The 16,861-nt window shown below is 66.2% G+C and carries 13 protein-coding genes and 1 pseudogene; 6 read left to right on the forward strand and 8 right to left on the reverse strand.

Annotation, left to right across the window (positions count from 1 at the left end):
* Nucleotides 1-149 precede the first annotated feature (149 nt).
* The 3 genes from LT948_RS22600 to LT948_RS22610 all read right to left on the reverse strand — a co-directional run bounded on the left by LT948_RS22600 (nucleotide 150) and on the right by LT948_RS22610 (nucleotide 3,953).
* Nucleotides 150-1,148 (reverse strand): sulfate ABC transporter substrate-binding protein, encoded by a 999-nt coding sequence (locus LT948_RS22600; protein ID WP_003084243.1) that lies wholly within the window; start codon nucleotides 1,146-1,148, stop codon nucleotides 150-152.
* Nucleotides 1,149-1,324: 176 nt separating this feature from the next.
* A complete protein-coding gene (gene oscA / locus LT948_RS22605) occupies nucleotides 1,325-1,507 on the reverse strand; it encodes a sulfur starvation response protein OscA (RefSeq protein WP_003084246.1) in 183 nt (60 codons plus the stop codon).
* Between the two features lie 163 nt (nucleotides 1,508-1,670).
* Nucleotides 1,671-3,953 carry a putative bifunctional diguanylate cyclase/phosphodiesterase gene (locus LT948_RS22610; RefSeq protein ID WP_003084250.1) on the reverse strand — a complete coding sequence of 761 codons (2,283 nt, stop codon included), beginning with the start codon at nucleotides 3,951-3,953 and terminating at the stop codon, nucleotides 1,671-1,673.
* Nucleotides 3,954-4,124: 171 nt separating this feature from the next.
* On the opposite strand from LT948_RS22610, the gene desA reads away from it, so the two are divergent.
* The 6 genes from desA to LT948_RS22640 all read left to right on the forward strand — a co-directional run bounded on the left by desA (nucleotide 4,125) and on the right by LT948_RS22640 (nucleotide 12,025).
* Entirely contained in the window at nucleotides 4,125-5,303 is a 1,179-nt protein-coding gene (desA, locus tag LT948_RS22615) for a delta-9 fatty acid desaturase DesA (RefSeq protein ID WP_003104496.1), read from the forward strand.
* Between the two features lie 228 nt (nucleotides 5,304-5,531).
* Nucleotides 5,532-6,917 carry a sodium:solute symporter gene (locus LT948_RS22620; protein WP_023092288.1) on the forward strand — a complete coding sequence of 462 codons (1,386 nt, stop codon included), beginning with the start codon at nucleotides 5,532-5,534 and terminating at the stop codon, nucleotides 6,915-6,917.
* A gap of 55 nt (nucleotides 6,918-6,972) precedes the next feature.
* Nucleotides 6,973-7,929, forward strand: coding sequence for an agmatinase (gene speB / locus LT948_RS22625; RefSeq protein WP_003104498.1), 957 nt, complete (start codon nucleotides 6,973-6,975; stop codon nucleotides 7,927-7,929).
* Between the two features lie 52 nt (nucleotides 7,930-7,981).
* The gene (locus LT948_RS22630) at nucleotides 7,982-8,944 is read left to right on the forward strand and encodes a LysR family transcriptional regulator (RefSeq protein WP_023092289.1); all 963 of its coding nucleotides are present in this window, start codon (nucleotides 7,982-7,984) and stop codon (nucleotides 8,942-8,944) included.
* A 112-nt stretch (nucleotides 8,945-9,056) separates the two neighbouring features.
* The gene (locus LT948_RS22635) at nucleotides 9,057-10,028 is read left to right on the forward strand and encodes a GGDEF domain-containing protein (RefSeq protein ID WP_003137214.1); all 972 of its coding nucleotides are present in this window, start codon (nucleotides 9,057-9,059) and stop codon (nucleotides 10,026-10,028) included.
* Between the two features lie 614 nt (nucleotides 10,029-10,642).
* Complete coding sequence (locus LT948_RS22640; RefSeq protein WP_003084265.1) at nucleotides 10,643-12,025, forward strand: OprD family porin; 1,383 nt, start codon at nucleotides 10,643-10,645, stop codon at nucleotides 12,023-12,025.
* A gap of 134 nt (nucleotides 12,026-12,159) precedes the next feature.
* Here LT948_RS22640 and aguA read toward each other — a convergent pair whose 3' ends face one another.
* The 5 genes and pseudogenes from aguA to LT948_RS22665 all read right to left on the reverse strand — a co-directional run.
* The gene (gene aguA / locus LT948_RS22645; protein ID WP_023092290.1) at nucleotides 12,160-13,266 is read right to left on the reverse strand and encodes an agmatine deiminase; all 1,107 of its coding nucleotides are present in this window, start codon (nucleotides 13,264-13,266) and stop codon (nucleotides 12,160-12,162) included.
* Between the two features lie 85 nt (nucleotides 13,267-13,351).
* The gene (aguB, locus tag LT948_RS22650) at nucleotides 13,352-14,230 is read right to left on the reverse strand and encodes an N-carbamoylputrescine amidase (protein WP_003111119.1); all 879 of its coding nucleotides are present in this window, start codon (nucleotides 14,228-14,230) and stop codon (nucleotides 13,352-13,354) included.
* A 162-nt stretch (nucleotides 14,231-14,392) separates the two neighbouring features.
* Nucleotides 14,393-15,058 (reverse strand): TetR/AcrR family transcriptional regulator, encoded by a 666-nt coding sequence (locus LT948_RS22655; RefSeq protein ID WP_003137218.1) that lies wholly within the window; start codon nucleotides 15,056-15,058, stop codon nucleotides 14,393-14,395.
* A gap of 62 nt (nucleotides 15,059-15,120) precedes the next feature.
* Entirely contained in the window at nucleotides 15,121-16,182 is a 1,062-nt protein-coding gene (locus LT948_RS22660; protein WP_022580768.1) for a polyamine ABC transporter substrate-binding protein, read from the reverse strand.
* A gap of 255 nt (nucleotides 16,183-16,437) precedes the next feature.
* Nucleotides 16,438-16,861, reverse strand: a pseudogene (locus tag LT948_RS22665) (hypothetical protein); the annotation flags it as partial.

Raw genomic sequence — 16,861 nt, forward strand, 5'->3', positions numbered from 1 at the left:
CTCTGCGTTGGAACGCTTGGTGGCTCTCCCGGTGCCGGTTCCTTCCGGCAGTGGGCCCGGTACGGGACCGGGCCTGCTAGCCCCCTCGCCCGTCCGGGAGAGGGTCTGGGAGAGGGGCCGTGGTTCGGGCGACGGGTCTGCCGTCGCGATCATTGCGCCTGGTAGATCTGGTCGAAGATGCCCCCGTCGTTGAAGAACTTCGGCTGGGCCGTCTTCCAGCCGCCGAAATCGGAGTCGACGGTGACCAGGTTCAGTTTCGGGAACTGCGTGGCGAACTCGGCGGCGACCTTCTGGTTGCGCGGCCGGTAGAAGTTCTGCGCGGCGATGCGCTGGCCTTCCTCGCTGTACAGGTATTGCAGGTAGGCCTCGGCGACCTTGCGGGTGCCTTTCTTCTCGACCACCTTGTCGACCACCGCGACCGGCGGTTCGGCGAGGATGGAGATGGAGGGTACGACGATCTCGAAGTTTTCCCCGCCCTGTTCCTTCTTCGCCAGGAACGCCTCGTTCTCCCAGGCCAGCAGCACGTCGCCGATCTGGTTGTTGACGAAGGTGATGGTCGAGCCGCGGGCGCCGGTGTCGAGTACCGGTACGTGCTTGTACAGCGCCTGCACGTAGTCCTTGGCCTTCTCGTCGCTGCCGTACTGCTTCTTCGCCCAGGCCCAGGCGGCGAGGAAGTTCCAGCGCGCGCCGCCGGAGGTCTTCGGGTTCGGCGTGATGACTTCCACGCCTTCCTTGGTCAGGTCGCCCCAGTCCTTGATTCCCTTGGGGTTGCCCTTGCGCACCAGGAACACGATGGTCGAGGTGTAGGGGGTGCTGTTGTCCGGCAGGCGTGCCTGCCAGTCGGCCGGCAGCAGCTTGCCGAGCTTGTGCAGTTCGTCGATGTCGCCGGCCAGGGCCAGGGTCACCACGTCGGCCTTGAGCCCGTCGATCACCGCGCGGGCCTGCTTGCCGGAGCCGCCGTGGGACTGCTGGACGGTCAGGTCCTCGCCGCCCTGGGCCTTCCAGTGCTTGATGAAGGCCGCGTTGTAGGCCTGGTACAGCTCGCGGGTCGGGTCGTAGGAAACGTTCAGCAGTTGCGTGGCTGCGGCAACCGGGCCGGAGACCAGGGCGCTGGCGAGTGCGGCCAGGGCGAAACGACGAAGGGACATGTGCAGCTCCTAGGTGTGTGCTGTTTCGATTGTTCTAATGGGGTGTTGGCGGAACGACGGGAACACGGGGCGTCAGGCGCGCATTCGCGGCCGACAGCTGCAGTACCGGTGCGGATGGGGTATCGAACGGATGTTCATGGCGAGACGCCTCCGGTGGTCCAGTCGGGTCGTGTGCTTCAGGCCTGCTTGACGGCCGGTTGCTGCAGACGGAATTTTTCCTTGCGCTCGATCTGCACCACCTGGCCGTTGTGCACGGTGATCTCGACGGCGCCGAAGCGCAGGCCGCGCAGGGCACTCTGGATTTCACGCAGGATGGTGGCTTCGTCCTGGCCATCCAGGCTTCTGAGGGTTGCGCTCATGGGTCTCTGCTCCTGTGGCTCGAGGTGCCGCGTTGCTCGACGAAGTGGAGGCGGCGTGAGGCGCATAGTAAGCAGTGGGCAATATTCTTAAAAATATTGTTTAAGAATCTTTATAGGTAAAGTGGTTATAAGACGGCGAAGCGGCCCGGCTTCGCCGCCAGGCTCAGTCTTCCGGCAACGCCACGGGCGGCAGGTCGAAGCGCAGCGCTTCCGCCGGTTGCGGCCGTCCGTACCAGTAGCCTTGGCCGAAGTCGCAGCCATGTTCGCGCAGGAACAGCGCCTGGTCCTGGTGCTCGATACCCTCGGCAACCACCCGCAGGCCCATGCTTTGCGCCAGGGCAACGATCGCCCGGGCGATCGCGGCGTCGTCCACCGCGCCGGGCAGGCCGGCGACGAAGCCCTGGTCGATCTTCAGCTTGTGCACCGGCAGCCGCTTGAGGCGCATCAGCGAGGAATAGCCGGTGCCGAAGTCGTCGATGGCCAGGTTCACGCCGAGGATACGCAGGCGGCAGAGCAGGTTGAGGGACTGCTCGAAGTCCTCCATCACCGCGCTTTCGGTGACTTCCAGCTCCAGGTAGCGGGGCTCCAGCCCGGACTCTTCCAGGGCATTGGCGATCCTTTCTTCCAGGCCGCCGCGGTTGAACAGCCGGCTGGAGACGTTGACCGCGACGAACTCCAGCTCGACACCGCGCTGTTGCCACTCGCGCATCTGCCGGCAGGCACGCTTGAGCACCCAGTTGTCCAGCGCGGCGATCAGCCCGCATTCCTCCGCCACCGGGACGAACTCGCCTGGCGGCACCAGGCCGCGCTCGGGATGCTGCCAGCGCACCAGCGACTCGACGCCGACGATCCGCCCGCTGGCCAGGTCGTGCACCGGCTGGTAGTGGACGCGCAGTTCGTCGTGCTCCAGCGCATGGCGCAGGGCCGATTCCACCTGGACATGGGCGCGGGCCCGGGCGGTCAGCACGCGGGTGTAGAAGGCGTAGGCGTTACGCCCGCTGTCCTTGGCCTGGAACAGCGCGGCGTCGGCGTGTTGCATCAGGTGGTCGACGTCGCTGGCGTCTTCCGGGTAGAGGCTGACACCGAGGCTTGCGCTGATATAGATCGGCTGGCAGTGGATGTCGAACGGCGCGTTGAAACCGTCGAGGATGCGCTGCGAGAGTCGCGCGACGGCTTCCGGGTCGTCGTTCTCGACGAGGATGGCGAATTCGTCGCCGCCCAGTCGCGACAGCAGGCAGCGCTCGTCGAGCTGGTGTTGCAGGCGCTTGCTGACCTCCTTGAGGAGCATGTCGCCAGTTGTATGGCCGAGGCTGTCGTTGATGTGCTTGAAGTGGTCGAGGTCGATCAGCAGCAGGGCCCCGGCCACCGTCCGGTCCTTGCCGTTCTCCAGCGCCTGCTCGATGCGCTCGCGCAGCAGCACGCGGTTGGGCAGGCCGGTCAGCGAGTCGTGGTGGGCGAGGAAGTCCAGCTCGTTCTCCGAGCGCTTGATGCTGCTCAGGTCGGAGAACACCCCGACGTAGTGGGTCAGTTGGCCCTGGTCGTTGCGCACCGCGCGGATGTGCAGCCACTGCGGGTAGATCTCGCCGCTCTTGCGACGGTTCCAGATCTCTCCGCTCCAGACGTCCTGCTCGCGCAGGGCCAGCCACAGGCGCTGGTAGAACGCTTGGTCCTGGCGGCCGGAGCGGAGGATCGCCGGGGTCTTGCCGAGCACGTCCTCGGAACGGTAGCCGGTGATGCGCTCGAAGGAAGGGTTGACGTGCACGATCACCGCCTGGGCATCGGTGACCAGAACGCCCTCGCGGGTGCTGTCGAATACCGCCGCGGCCTGGCGCAGGTGGTCTTCCTTGAGCCGCTGCAGGGTGATGTCGCGGGCCACGCCGGTGTAGTGCAGCGGCTTGCCCAGGGCGTCGCGGAGGACCCGGCCGCGCGAGTGGATCCAGCGGTAGTCGCCGTCCTTGTGGCGCAGGCGGTAGATGTGGTCGAGATTGTCGGTCAGGCCCTGCAGGTGGTTGCGGTGGGCCTCCAGCACGGTGGCGTACTCTTCCGGGTGCAGGCGCTTCTTCCAGGTCTCGATGGGGTCGCCGAGTTCCTCCGGGGCGAGGCCGATCAGCGCGGCGTAGCCCGGCGAGACGAACATCCGGTCGGTCACCAGGTCCCAATCCCAGAGTCCGTCGCGCACCGCTTCCAGGGCACGGTTCAGGCGCTGCTCGCTGCCGTGCAGTTCGTCGTAGGCCTGGGCCTTGCGGCGAAACTGGCGTACCAGGTAGAGGTACAGGAGCAGGCCGGTGGCGGCGAAGAAGAACAGCCGCTTGGCGGTCATCCAGAACACCAGCTGGTCGTGGTCCTGGACCTGGTTTTGTAACAAATGATCGCTCAGGAACGCCCAGGCGATGGCGATTGCGAGATAAGCCAGGCTCAGGCGAAGGGCACTCAGGCGGGGGCTCATGGGATTTTCAGTGGGCAATTATTGGCCGGGCAGTATAAATGATGGCCATCCGGCCCTGTTCATATCTAAAAGAACGGATGGTAATCCCCAGCCGCTTGGTGATAATGCCCCCAGGTTTTGTCAGACAAGGCCCTCATCACTCCCAAATCCCCCCGAGGTTCAGTACCGCCTATGTGGTTCAACGGTTTTCTCGACCTGTCGCCCTGGCAACTGGTGGCAGTTACCCTGGTGCTGACGCATATCACCATCGTCAGCGTGACCGTCTACCTGCATCGCTATTCCGCCCACCGTGCACTCGACCTGCACCCTGCGTTGCAGCACTTCTTCCGTTTCTGGTTGTGGTTGACCACAGGGATGAACACGCGCGAATGGACCGCGATCCACCGTAAGCACCATGCCAAGTGCGAGACCGTCGAGGATCCGCACAGCCCGGTGCACAAGGGCCTGTTCACCGTCCTGCGCGCAGGCGCTGAGCTGTACAAGGCCGAGGCGAAGAACCAGGACACCCTGCGCATCTACGGCAAGAACTGCCCGGACGACTGGATCGAGCGCAATCTCTACTCGCGCTTCCCGATCGGCGGCGTGGTGCTGATGGCGCTCATCGACCTGGCCCTGTTCGGCGCCCTTGGCCTGACCGTCTGGGCCGTGCAGATGGTATGGATTCCGTTCTGGGCCGCCGGCGTGGTCAACGGCCTCGGCCACGCGGTCGGCTATCGCAACTTCGAATGCCGCGACGCCGCCACCAACCTGGTGCCCTGGGGCATCCTCATCGGCGGCGAAGAGCTGCACAACAACCACCACACCTACCCGAACTCGGCCAAGCTGTCGGTGAAGAAGTGGGAATTCGACCTGGGCTGGGCCTGGATCAAGCTGTTCAGTTTCCTGCGCCTGGCCAGGGTCGCCCGGGTCGCGCCGATCGCCCATCGGGTCGAGGGCAAGCACAGCCTGGACATGGACACCGCCATGGCGATCCTCAACAACCGCTTCCAGATCATGGCGCAGTACCGCAAGCTGGTGATCGCGCCGCTGGTCAAGCAGGAAGTGGCCAAGGCCGACGAGTCGGTGCGCCACCTGTTCCGCCGCGCCAAGCGCCTGCTGTCGCGCGAGACCAGCCTGCTGCAGGACCGCCACCATGTGCGCATCGACTCGATGCTCGCCCACAGCCAGGCGCTGAAGGTGATCTACGAGAAGCGCCTGGCGTTGCAGCAGATCTGGGCCAAGACCAGCGCCAACGGCCACGACATGCTGGCGGCGATCAAGGACTGGGTGCATGAGGCGGAAGCCAGCGGTATCCAGTCGCTGAAGGAGTTCGCCGCGCAACTGAAGACCTACTCGCTGCGTCCCGCCTGACGCCTGGCGCGCCCTCGCGGGTGCGTCAGCCGTCTCTACAACGCGCCGGCTCCTGCCGGCGCGTTGCGTTTCGGCGTCGCCAATGCGACGCCCCGCCGATACTTCTCTTCCTCCGCAAGTCGACTTGCCCGATCCGGGATTCAGCCCGGGCGGCGCCCGGCCTATCTTCGGCGTGCCCAGGCGCCACGCCGGGCGTCACGCAGAACAACAAGAAAAGGAGCGCGGGCGATGTTGCTGGATTACCTGATCATGCTGGTCTACGCCCTGGCCATGCTGGGCCTGGGCTGGTACGGAATGCGCAAGGCGAAGAGCCAGAGCGATTTCCTCGTCGCCGGACGCCGTCTCGGCCCCGGCCTCTACCTGGGAACCATGGCCGCGGTGGTGCTCGGCGGCGCGTCGACCATCGGTACGGTCAAGCTCGGCTACCAGTTCGGCCTGTCCGGCTTGTGGCTGGTGTTCATGCTCGGCCTGGGGATCATCGTCCTCAGCCTGGTGTTCTCGCGGCAGATCGCGCGCCTGCGGGTGTTCACCGTGACCCAGGTGCTGGAGCAGCGCTACCAGGCCTCCTCGCGCCTGATCGGCGGGGTGGTCATGGTCGCCTACGACCTGATGGTGGCGGTCACCGCGACCATCGCCATCGGCTCGGTCACCGAGGTGGTATTCGGCATCCCGCGGATCCCGGCGATCCTCTGCGGTGGCGGGATCGTCATCGTCTATTCGGTGATCGGCGGCATGTGGTCCCTTACGCTGACCGACATCATCCAGTTCGTGATCAAGACCGTCGGTATCTTCCTGGTCCTGCTGCCGTTGTCGATCGACGGCGCCGGTGGCCTGGCGCGCATGCAGGAGGTGCTGCCGGCGGGCTTTTTCGACCTCGGCCACATCGGCCTGGATACCATACTCACCTACTTCCTCCTGTACTTCTTCGGCGCGCTGATCGGCCAGGACATCTGGCAGCGGGTGTTCACCGCGCGCAGCGAGACGGTGGTGCGCTACGCCGGGCTTGGCGCCGGCGTCTACTGCATGCTCTACGGCGCCGCCTGCGCGCTGATCGGCGCGGCGGCGCGGGTCCTCCTGCCGGACTTGGCGGTGCCGGAGAACGCCTACGCCGAGATCACCCGCGAGGTACTGGCGCCGGGCCTACGCGGCCTGGTGGTGGCGGCCGCGCTGTCGGCGATCATGTCCACCGCCAGCGGGTGTCTGCTGGCGGCGGCCACCGTGCTGCAGGAAGACATCTACGCGCGCTTCCTGCGCCCCGGTACCACCAGCGACATCCGCCTGAGCCGTTGCATCACCCTGCTGATGGGGGGGGCGATGCTGGTCCTGGCGTGCCTGGTCAATGACGTCATCGCGGCCCTGAGCATCGCCTACAACCTGCTGGTCGGTGGCCTGCTGGTGCCGATCGTCGGCGCGCTGCTGTGGCGTCGGGCCAGTCCGCGGGGAGCGATCGCCAGCATCGTCGCCGGTTGCCTGGCGGTGATCGTCTGCATGGCCCGCGACGGCCTGCTCGCCAACTCGCCGATCGTCTACGGCCTGCTGGCCAGCCTGGCGACCTTCGTCGCGGTCAGCCTGGCCACCCGTCCTGCCGCCAGCCTGCGAGCCCAGCCGGAATGAACCCACGGCGCCGGGCGGCGCCCGGTGCTTTCTTCCCGCCACACGGAGACGCTCCATGTCGAACGACCATCCGCAGCCCCTCGACGCCGCCGAGATTCCCCGCTTCGCCGGTATCCCGACCTTCATGCGCCTGCCGGCGTTCACCGACCCGGCGGCGCTGCAGGTCGGCCTGATCGGCGTGCCCTGGGACGGCGGCACCACCAACCGCGCCGGTGCCCGCCATGGCCCGCGCGAGGTGCGCAACCTGTCCAGCCTGATGCGCAAGGTGCATCACGTCAGCCGCATCGCGCCCTACGACCTGGTGCGGGTCGGCGACCTCGGCGACGCGCCGGTGAATCCTATCGACCTGCTCGATTCGCTGCGCCGCATCGAAGGCTTCTATCGCCAGGTCCATGCCGCCGGCACCCTGCCGCTGTCGGTCGGTGGCGACCACCTGGTGACCCTGCCGATCTTTCGCGCCCTGGGTCGCGAGCGGCCGCTGGGCATGGTGCATTTCGATGCGCATTCCGATACCAACGACCGCTACTTCGGCGACAACCCCTACACCCACGGCACGCCATTCCGCCGAGCCATCGAGGAAGGTCTGCTCGATCCGCTGCGCACGGTGCAGATCGGCATCCGCGGCTCGGTGTATTCGCCGGACGACGACGCTTTCGCCCGCGAGTGCGGCATCCGCGTGATCCACATGGAGGAGTTCGTCGAACTGGGCGTCGAGGCGACCCTGGCCGAAGCGCGGCGGGTGGTGGGCGACGGGCCGACCTATGTGAGTTTCGACGTCGACGTGCTCGACCCGGCCTTCGCGCCCGGCACCGGCACCCCGGAGATCGGCGGCATGACCAGCCTCCAGGCCCAGCAGCTGGTCCGCGGCCTGCGCGGGCTGGACCTGGTCGGCGCCGACGTGGTGGAAGTCTCGCCGCCGTTCGATGTCGGCGGCGCCACGGCGCTGGTGGGGGCGACCATGATGTTCGAGCTGCTCTGCCTGCTTGCCGAGTCGGCCGCGCGAAGCGCCTGACGGCGTTCCGCCGGCCCGGCTTTGGCGCTATAACGAAGGCGGACCGAACGCCATGGGGGCGGGAATGCTGGGCAACCTCAACGACATCGACCTGCGCATGCTGCGCACCTTCTGCGCCATCGTCGAGGCCGGCGGCTTCACTGCCGCCCAGGTGCGCCTGAACACCAGCCTGTCGCGCCTGAGCGTGCTGGTGCGCGACTTGGAGGTGCGCCTGGGCTATTCCCTGTGCCGGCGCGGCAACGGCGGTTTCCAGTTGACCGAGGAGGGACAGGAACTCTATGACGCCGCGCTCGGCCTGTTCAGCGACATCGCCCGTTTTCGCGAGCAGGTCCGCGGCCTCGGCGGGCGCGATCGCGAGGCGTTGCACCTGGGTTGCGTCGATGGCGTCATCGGCCAGCATTGCCTGCCGTTGCCGCTGGCCATCCGGCTGTTTCGCCAGCGCGCCCCGGAGGTCCTGCTCAAGCTGCACACGCGGCGTCCCGACGAACTCGAGCACGCGGTGCTGGAAGAGCGCCTACAACTGGCGGTGGGGGCCTTCCATCACCGGTTGTCCGGGCTCTACTACCAACCCCTGTTCCGCGAGGAGCAGAACCTCTATTGCGGCAGCGCGCACCCCTTCTTCGCCCGGGCGGACGACGAGCCGGCGCTGGACGAGATCTGCGCCGCCGACTATGTCGGCCGCGGCTACATGGCGGAAAACCACCGCCCGCACGACCTGCGCTTCAACCAGGGGACCGACGCCTACACCATGGAGGCCATCGCTACCCTGGTCTTCAGCGGCACCTACATCGGCTACCTGCCGACGCACTACGCCGCCACCTGGGTCGCCGAAGGACGCATGCGGGCGATCCGGCCGCGGCAACTGGCCTACGACTCGGAATTCCATTGCATTACCCGCCAGGGACACGAAGAACGACCGACCCTGACCCTGTTCCTGCGCTCGCTGTTCGAGGCGCAGAAACAACTGGGCGTGCAGGTGCCGGCGAATACGAACGGTATCGCTCGGCAACTGTGACCGAGCGCACTGGCTGGAGCCTTTCCCTGCCGTTCGGCGGGCATTTCTGTATCGCCGCGACCCCTGCGCTAAGTTGGCGGTCGAACCCGTTCCGCGAGCAGAGCGACGATCCATGGACGACCTACCCGGCATTCCCGAAGACCCGCAGGAGGCCGCGCTGGCCTTGCTGCACAGCCGTGCCGAAGTGGCCCGGCTGAAGGAACGCGAGCAACTCTTCAGCGCCTTGCTGGCCAGCGTCAACTCGGTGCTCTGGGCCTACGACTGGCAGAACCGGCGGATGGTCTACGTCAGCCCCGCCTACGAGAAAATCTTCGGCCGTTCCGCGGCGCTGCTGCTGGCGGACTACGAGGAGTGGCGCAACAGCATCTACCCGGACGACCTCGACTACGCCGACAGCAGCCTGCTGCAGGTGCTCGAACGTGGCGCCGTGGAACAACGCGAATACCGCATCGTGCGCGGCGACGGCGAGGTCCGCTGGCTCAACGACAAGTGCTTCGTCAGTCGCCAGGGCGAGGCGGGACTGCCGCTGATGGTGGTGGGCATCGCCGAGGACATCACCGACAAGAAGCACATGGAGAGCGAGCTGCAACGGCTGGCCACCACCGATGTGCTGACCCAGAGCAGCAACCGTCGCTATTTCTTCGACAGTGCCGAGGCGGCCTTCAAGGAGTGTCGCCGCGAGGGGATACCGTTGGCGTTCCTGCTGCTGGACGTCGATGACTTCAAGAAGATCAACGACCGCTTCGGCCACCAGGTCGGCGACCAGGTCCTCCAGCGTATCGCCCAGAGCGGCAGTGCCGCGTTGCGCCGTGGCGACCTGTTCGGGCGGATCGGCGGCGAGGAGTTCGCCGTGCTGCTGCCCGGCTGCGACGAGCAGACCGCGCGACAGATCGGCGAACGCCTGCAGCGCGAGGTGCAACGCCTGCGCTTCCAGGAGGGCGAACAAAGCTTCGGGATCACCGTCAGCCAGGGCCTGACGGTCCTCCAGGCCGATGACGAGGGGCTCGGTGCCCTCTACAGCCGGGCCGACGCCGCGATGTACTCGGCCAAGCGCCAGGGCAAGGACTGCATCGTCGTGGGCTGACCGCTGGGCAAACGTTTCCGTTTTGTCGACGGCGCCACGGAATACCTCTTTGGGGAGGCGACCGGCAGGCTGCGGCTGCGGTACAATATTCCTTAAAGCTATTAAATACGAATAATTAATTCTTTTTAGGTTTATTGTGGATATTTTACTGTTTATTACCCACGCGCTATAAAGCGCAGGAAATAACGATTTTCTGAAACGTGGCGGTAACTCGCCAGAAAGGAAGCTGTAATAGGCGGTTTTCTGCCGATACCCTCCGGCCCCGTCAGCCGGGAGAAGGGCAGGAAGCCCGAGAGGACGCGAAGGCGGAGCCCGATGGAAAGATTGGCTTACAAATTGCCTTCACTGGCGGTGGGTCGAGATACCCGCCGCACAATAACAAGACACGAGTACACCCATGCACACGCTTCCGTTCGCTGCCTCCCTGCCTGCTTGCCTGCCCCGTCGTTCCATCGTCGCGGGTTGCGCCGTTTCCTGATCCATCGAATGCCGAGTTTCGCGCGCGCCATCTTCCGGGATGGTACGGCGCTCAGTGTTTCAACGACCGGTCGGGCCCACGCGTTCCACTTCCCCCGACCGGAAGACAATTAGCAATACCAATGGGGAAAAGACCAATGAAGAGTCGCAAGATCAACAAGTCACGACTGGCCCTGGCCATCACTGCCGGTACCCTCGGTGCCCTGGCGCAACAGGCGGTCGCCGCCGGTTTCATCGAGGACAGCAAGGCATCGCTGACCCTGCGCAACTTCTACATCAATACCGACAACCGCAATGGCACCGCCTCGCCGAGCAAGCAGGAAGAGTGGGGCCAGGGCTTCATCCTGAATTACCAGTCGGGCTTCACCCAGGGCACCGTCGGCTTCGGCGTCGACGCGCTGGGCCTGCTCGGCGTGCGCCTGGACGGCGGCGGCCGTGCCGGCAAGAGCGGCCTGGACCGCCAGCCGGGCACCGTGTTCCCGCTGGAAAGCAACGGTGAGCCGGTGCACGACTTCGCCAGCCTGGGCCTGACCGCCAAGGCCAAGGTATCCAACACCGAGTTCCGCTACGGCACCCTGCAGCCGAAGCTGCCGGTGGTCACCTACAACGACGGCCGCCTGCTGCCGGTCACCTTCGAGGGCGGCCAGGTCACCTCGACCGATCTCAAGGACTTCACCCTGGTTGCCGGCCAACTGGAGCACTCCAAGGGCCGTAACTCCACCGACAACCGCAGCCTGAGCATCGCCGGCGCCAACGGCAGCAGCGCCAGCTCGCGCGACAGCAACAAGTTCTACTACGCGGGTGGCGACTACAAGGTCAACAAGGACCTGACCCTGCAGTACTACTACGGCAACCTGGACGACTTCTACAAGCAGCACTTCCTCGGCCTGATCCACAACTGGCAGATCGGCCCGGGCGTCCTGAAGACCGACCTGCGCGCCTTCGACAGCAGCTCCGACGGCAAGAACGGCAGCCGTTCCGGCCGTGCCGACGGCTACGTCAGCAGCGGCTACTACGGCAGCGGCGTGACCAAGGGCGAAGTCGACAACCGCGCCTTCAGCGGTCTCTTCACCTATACCGTCAGCGGCCACAGCATCGGCGCCGGCTACCAGATCCTCAACGGCGACAGCGACTTCCCGTTCCTGAACCGTGGCGATGGCGAAGGTTCCACCGCGTACCTGATCACCGACGTGCAGATCGGCAAGTTCCAGCGTGCCGGCGAGCGCACCTGGCAGGTCCGCTACGGCTACGACTTCGCCACCGTCGGCGTGCCGGGCCTGACCTTCAACACCATTTACCTGAGCGGCGACAAGATCAAGACCGCCCGCGGCGACCAGAGCGAGTGGGAACGCGATATCTCCCTGGCCTACGTGATCCCGGACGGCACCTTCAAGGGCCTGGGCTTCACCTGGAAGAACGCCTCCTTCCGCAGCGGCCTGCCGGCCGCCGGTTCGAGCAACAACCAGCGCGACCAGGACGAAAACCGCCTGATCGTCAGCTACACCCTGCCGCTGCTGTAAGCTCCGGCCGGACAGGAAAAAGCCCGCGTCCTCCTGGAGGACGCGGGCTTTTTTCATTCAGGGCGCCACTCGGCGTGCCGTGCCGGCCAGCGCGAACAGCGCCGCGGCTGGCCATCCGCCCTGGGGGATGCCCGTCAGGCCTTGCGCGGCGCTGGTTGCTGCTGGGTGATGCAATGGATGTTGCCGCCGCCGAGGAGGATCTCGCGCCCCGGGACCATCACCACCTCGTGCTCGGGGAACACCCGCTGGAGTATCGCCCTGGCCTCGGCGTCCTTGGGATCGTCGAAGCTCGGCGCGATGATGCCGCCGTTGACGATCAGGAAGTTCACGTAGGAACCGGCCAGGCGAATGGAGGGATCGCGCGGCTGGCTGCCCTCGACGATATCCACGCCGTCGCACTCTTCCTGGGTCGCGTACAGCGGGCCGGGGATCGGCATCTTGTGCACCACCAGCTTGCGTCCCTTGGCGTCGCGGCTTTCTTCCAGCACGCGGAGGGCGGCCTGGCAGCGCAGGTAGTTCGGGTCGTCCTGGTCGTCGGTCCAGGCCAGCAGCACCTCGCCGGGACGCACGTAGCAGCAGAAGTTGTCGACGTGGCCGTCGGTCTCGTCGTTGTAGAGGCCGTTCGGCAGCCAGATGATGCTGTCCACCGCAAGGTAGTCGCGCAGGGTCCGCTCGATCTCCGCCTGGCTCAGGTGCGGGTTGCGGTTGTGGTTGAGCAGGCATTCCTCGGTGGTGATCAGCGTGCCTTCGCCGTCGACGTGGATCGAGCCGCCCTCGAGGACGAAGTCGTCGGTGCGGTAGCGGGCGCGCCGTTCGATCTCGAGGATCTTGCGTGCCACCTGGTCGTCGCGCTGCCAGGGGAAGTACAGGCCGCCTTCGAAGCCGCCCCAGGCGTTGAAGCCCCAGTCGACGCCGCGTACATCGCCCTTGTCGTCGATGACGAAGGTCGGGCCGGTGTCGCGGACCCAGGCATCGTCGCTGCTGATTTCCACGACGCGGATGTTGCCGTCGTCGAGGCGCGCGCGCGCGTTCTCGTACTGCCCGGCGCTGGCGCAGACGGTGACCGGCTCGAAGCGCGCGATGGCCTTGGCCACCGCGGCGAAGGCCGCCTGGGCCGGCTTGCCGCCGTTGCGCCAGTTGTCCGGGCGTTCCGGCCAGACCATCCAGGTCTGCTCGTGGGGTTCCCATTCGGCGGGCATGCGGAAGCCGTCGGCGCGTGGGGTGCTGGTCGGGTTGCTCATCGCTGCTCCTGAAATCGTTGCTATGCGCGGCGGACGCCGGCGCGGAATGCGCGGGGCGTCCCCGCGCGGATCGTTTCCCGAGGCCTCAGGACTCCAGCGAACCGTCGAGGGTCTTCAGCGGACCGTAGAGGTTCGGCCGGCGGTCGCGGAACACGCCCCAGGCGCTGCGGGTGCGCTCCAGCGCATCGAGGTCGAAGGTGTGGACAAGGATACCTTCCTCGGTGCGGTTCAGCTCCTCGACTTTCTCGCCGAACGGGTCGGCGATGAACGAGGAACCATAGAAGGTGATGTCGTAGCCATCCTGCTCCTCGCGGCCGATGCGGTTGGAAGCCACCAGTGGCATCAGGTTGGCCCCGGCATGGCCTTGCTGCACGCGCTGCCAGTGATCGCGCGAGCTGATGCTGGCGTCGTGCGGTTCGCTACCGATGGCGGTCGGGTAGAACAGGAGTTCCGCGCCGAGCAACGCCATGCTGCGCGCCGATTCGGGGAACCACTGGTCCCAGCAGATACCGACGCCGATCCGTGCGTAGCGGGTCTGCCAGACCTTGAAGCCGGTGTCGCCCGGATTGAAGTAGTACTTCTCGTGGTAGCCCGGGCCGTCCGGGATGTGGCTCTTGCGGTAGACCCCGAGGTTGCCGCCATCGGCGTCGATGACCGCGATGCTGTTGAAGCGGGCGCGCCCGGCGCGTTCGAAGAAGCTGATCGGCAGTACCACCTGCAACTCCCGGGCGAGGGCCTGGAAGTGGGCGATGGCGGCGTTCTCCTCGACCGTGGTGGCCAGCTGCAGGTAGTCCGGGTTCGGCTTCTGGCAGAAGTAGGGGGTCTCGAACAGTTCCTGGATCAGGATGATCTGCGCACCCCTGGCGGCGGCCTGGCGCACCAGTTTCTCGGCGCGGGCGATGTTCGCCGGACGATCCCAGGAGCAGGCCATCTGGGTGGCGGCGACGGTGACGTTGCGGGTCATGGAACACCTCGTGTGCTGGCTCGGATGGCTGCCGGGCTTGGCGGCGGCCGGTTGTGGGTCGGGCGGGCGGGAACGGGGTGTCGCGCCCGATCGAGTGATGGGCGGATTTATATCCGATAAAAATCGGACTGTGAAGCGGTTTAAGGGAGTTTTATGGATTTTCTATCGATTTAAATCGGATATAAATCCGGTTAATGGTTCGCTACGCTTTTCCAGGATCGGCGGCAGGTAGAGCCCCAGGTAGGCGTCGAACACCCGCATGCCTTCTTCCGCCAGGCGTGCGTCGATGATCCCGTGACGCTGTACCGACAATGCGTAGACGCGATCGCCTAGCTCCATGGCCAGGCTGAAGATCTCGATATCGGTCGGCAGCGGAGGCAGCAGGAAATGCCGCTCGAACAGGGCGCGCATGGCCTGGCCGAGTTGCACGTCATGTTGGCGATCGGCCTGGGTGACTTCGGCCAGGCCGTGGCTGGCGAGAATCAGTTGGCGGGCCGCCGCGTCGCGGGCGTAGACCGCCAGCATGCGCTCCTCGACGATCCGCGACAGGTCGCGCCAGCAGCGCAGGCCTGCATGGTCCACCGGCTGTTCGAGGCACGCGCGGAAGGCGGCGTGGACCTCGCCGGTCAGCCCCTGGAGCAGGGCCGGCACGCTGGGGAAGAAGTGGTAGACCGACGATGGTGGCATTTCCGCGCGTTCGGCCACGCTATAGATGGTCAGGCCGCCGATGCCTTCGTCGGCGAGCAGGCCGCGAGCGGCGTCGAGGATCGCGGCGATCCGGGCCTGGCTGCTGGCGCGGGGCTTGCGGGTGGGCGAGGTGGGCTGCATGTGGCGGGTCTCCGGGCGTGAGCGGCTATTGGACGCCAGCTCACGCGACCGGGGCAAGCCGCTCAGTGGCTGGCGCCGCGGAAGGCCTTCCAGATCTCGTCGACCACCGGCCGGAGTTTTTCCGGCGGCGTTTCCAGGGCGAACAGGCGGCGGCTGGTGTCGCGGTCCGGATACAGGCCGGGTTGCTGGCGCAGGGCGGGATCGAGGAAGCCGGCGGCGTCGGCGTTGCCGCTGGGGTAGAGGGTGGCGGCGGTGATCTGTGCGGCGATCTTCGGTTGCATCAGGTAGTCGATGAAGCGGTGCGCCTGTCGTGGATGCTGGGCGCTGGCCGGAATCACCAGGTTGTCGATGAACAGCACCGAGCCTTCCTGCGGTACCTCGAAACTTACCGGCTGGCCCGCCTTGGCCGCGCGCAGGGCGTCGCCGACCCAGGCCATGGCCAGGCAGAGGCGACCGCCTTCGAGGTCGGCGATGTAGCGCTCGCTGTCGACGTAGCGCAGGTTCGGTCGCAGTCCGTGCAGCGCCTCGGCGGCGCGGCGTACCTGGCTCGGAGCGGTACGACCGAGGTTGCGGCCCTGGTAGTTGAGGAGGATCGCCAGGGTTTCGTCCGGCGCGTCCAGCAGGCTGATGCCGCAGCTTTTCAGGCGCTGGCTCTGGCTGGCGTCGAACAGCAGGCTCCAGCTGTTGGGCAGCGGCCCGCCATAGGCGGCTTCGGCCTGCGGGGTATTGATGGCCAGGCCTACGGCACCCCATAGATAGGGGACGGCGTGGCGGTTGTCAGGGTCGACCGCGGCCAGTTTGCTCAGCAATTGACGGTCGAGATGGCTGCGGTTGGGCAACTGGGTGAAGTCCAGCGGCCGCAGCAGGTTGTCCTTCAGCAGGGCCGGCAGGGTGTCGTGGGAGGGGACGGCGACGTCGATCGCCTCGCCACTGCGCAGCGCCTTGTCCAGTTCCTCGGCGGTGGCGAAGGTGTGGTACTCGACGCGGATGCCGGTGTCCTTCTGGAAAGACTCGAGCACCTGCGGGTCGATGTAGTCGTTCCAGTTGTAGACGCGCAGGGTCTCCTTGGCTTGGGCCAGCCAGGGTGCGAGGGCGAGGAACAGCAGGACGGAAAGGCGGGGCATGGAATCTTCTCGCTGGACGGAACGGAGCGGACGATGGTGCCGGAGCCACGCGGCAGCGGCATTGATGCAGGCCAGCATCGAGTCTGGCGGGAGGCGTGGCGGCAGGCTGTGCCGTGGCGCACATTTCCCGGTTCCGAGAAAAGGACCGGGGCGGTTTCCCAGACACAGACGCCCCCGCGTTGAGTGTCTGCGAAACCGCCCCGGATTTCGCTGCGTACGGCGCCGGCCCAGGACCGGCGCGCCGATACCGCTACCTCAGACGGTATGCAGGTACCAGTTGTACTCGAGGTCGGAGATCGAATGCTCGAACTCCTCCAGCTCGCTTTCCTTGCAGGCGACGAAGATGTCGATGTACTTCGGGTCGATGTACTTCGCCATGATCTCGCTTTCGTCCAGCTCGCGCAGGGCGTCGCGCAGGTTGTTCGGCAGGCTCGGCTCCATCTGCTCGTAGGAGTTGCCTTCGANGTCGATGTACTTCGCCATGATCTCGCTTTCGTCCAGCTCGCGCAGGGCGTCGCGCAGGTTGTTCGGCAGGCTCGGCTCCATCTGCTCGTAGGAGTTGCCTTCGATCGGCGCGCCCGGCTCGACCTTGTTGGTCAGCCCGTGATGAACGCCTGCCAGCACCGCTGCCAGTAGCAGGTAGGGGTTGGCGTCGGCGCCGGCCACGCGGTGTTCCAGG

This window comes from Pseudomonas sp. CP-1, from assembly GCF_021213715.1.
GTDB lineage: Bacteria > Pseudomonadota > Gammaproteobacteria > Pseudomonadales > Pseudomonadaceae > Pseudomonas > Pseudomonas aeruginosa.

What these genes read in the sequence shown, in the direction of transcription:
- LT948_RS22600 (WP_003084243.1), bottom strand. Translation starts at nt 1,148, where the DNA reads ATGTCCCTTCGTCGTTTCGCCCTGGCCGCACTCGCCAGCGCCCTGGTC.
- oscA (WP_003084246.1), bottom strand. Translation starts at nt 1,507, where the DNA reads ATGAGCGCAACCCTCAGAAGCCTGGATGGCCAGGACGAAGCCACCATC.
- LT948_RS22610 (WP_003084250.1), bottom strand. Translation starts at nt 3,953, where the DNA reads ATGAGCCCCCGCCTGAGTGCCCTTCGCCTGAGCCTGGCTTATCTCGCA.
- desA (WP_003104496.1), top strand. Translation starts at nt 4,125, where the DNA reads ATGTGGTTCAACGGTTTTCTCGACCTGTCGCCCTGGCAACTGGTGGCA.
- LT948_RS22620 (WP_023092288.1), top strand. Translation starts at nt 5,532, where the DNA reads ATGTTGCTGGATTACCTGATCATGCTGGTCTACGCCCTGGCCATGCTG.
- speB (WP_003104498.1), top strand. Translation starts at nt 6,973, where the DNA reads ATGTCGAACGACCATCCGCAGCCCCTCGACGCCGCCGAGATTCCCCGC.
- LT948_RS22630 (WP_023092289.1), top strand. Translation starts at nt 7,982, where the DNA reads ATGGGGGCGGGAATGCTGGGCAACCTCAACGACATCGACCTGCGCATG.
- LT948_RS22635 (WP_003137214.1), top strand. Translation starts at nt 9,057, where the DNA reads ATGGACGACCTACCCGGCATTCCCGAAGACCCGCAGGAGGCCGCGCTG.
- LT948_RS22640 (WP_003084265.1), top strand. Translation starts at nt 10,643, where the DNA reads ATGAAGAGTCGCAAGATCAACAAGTCACGACTGGCCCTGGCCATCACT.
- aguA (WP_023092290.1), bottom strand. Translation starts at nt 13,266, where the DNA reads ATGAGCAACCCGACCAGCACCCCACGCGCCGACGGCTTCCGCATGCCC.
- aguB (WP_003111119.1), bottom strand. Translation starts at nt 14,230, where the DNA reads ATGACCCGCAACGTCACCGTCGCCGCCACCCAGATGGCCTGCTCCTGG.
- LT948_RS22655 (WP_003137218.1), bottom strand. Translation starts at nt 15,058, where the DNA reads ATGCAGCCCACCTCGCCCACCCGCAAGCCCCGCGCCAGCAGCCAGGCC.
- LT948_RS22660 (WP_022580768.1), bottom strand. Translation starts at nt 16,182, where the DNA reads ATGCCCCGCCTTTCCGTCCTGCTGTTCCTCGCCCTCGCACCCTGGCTG.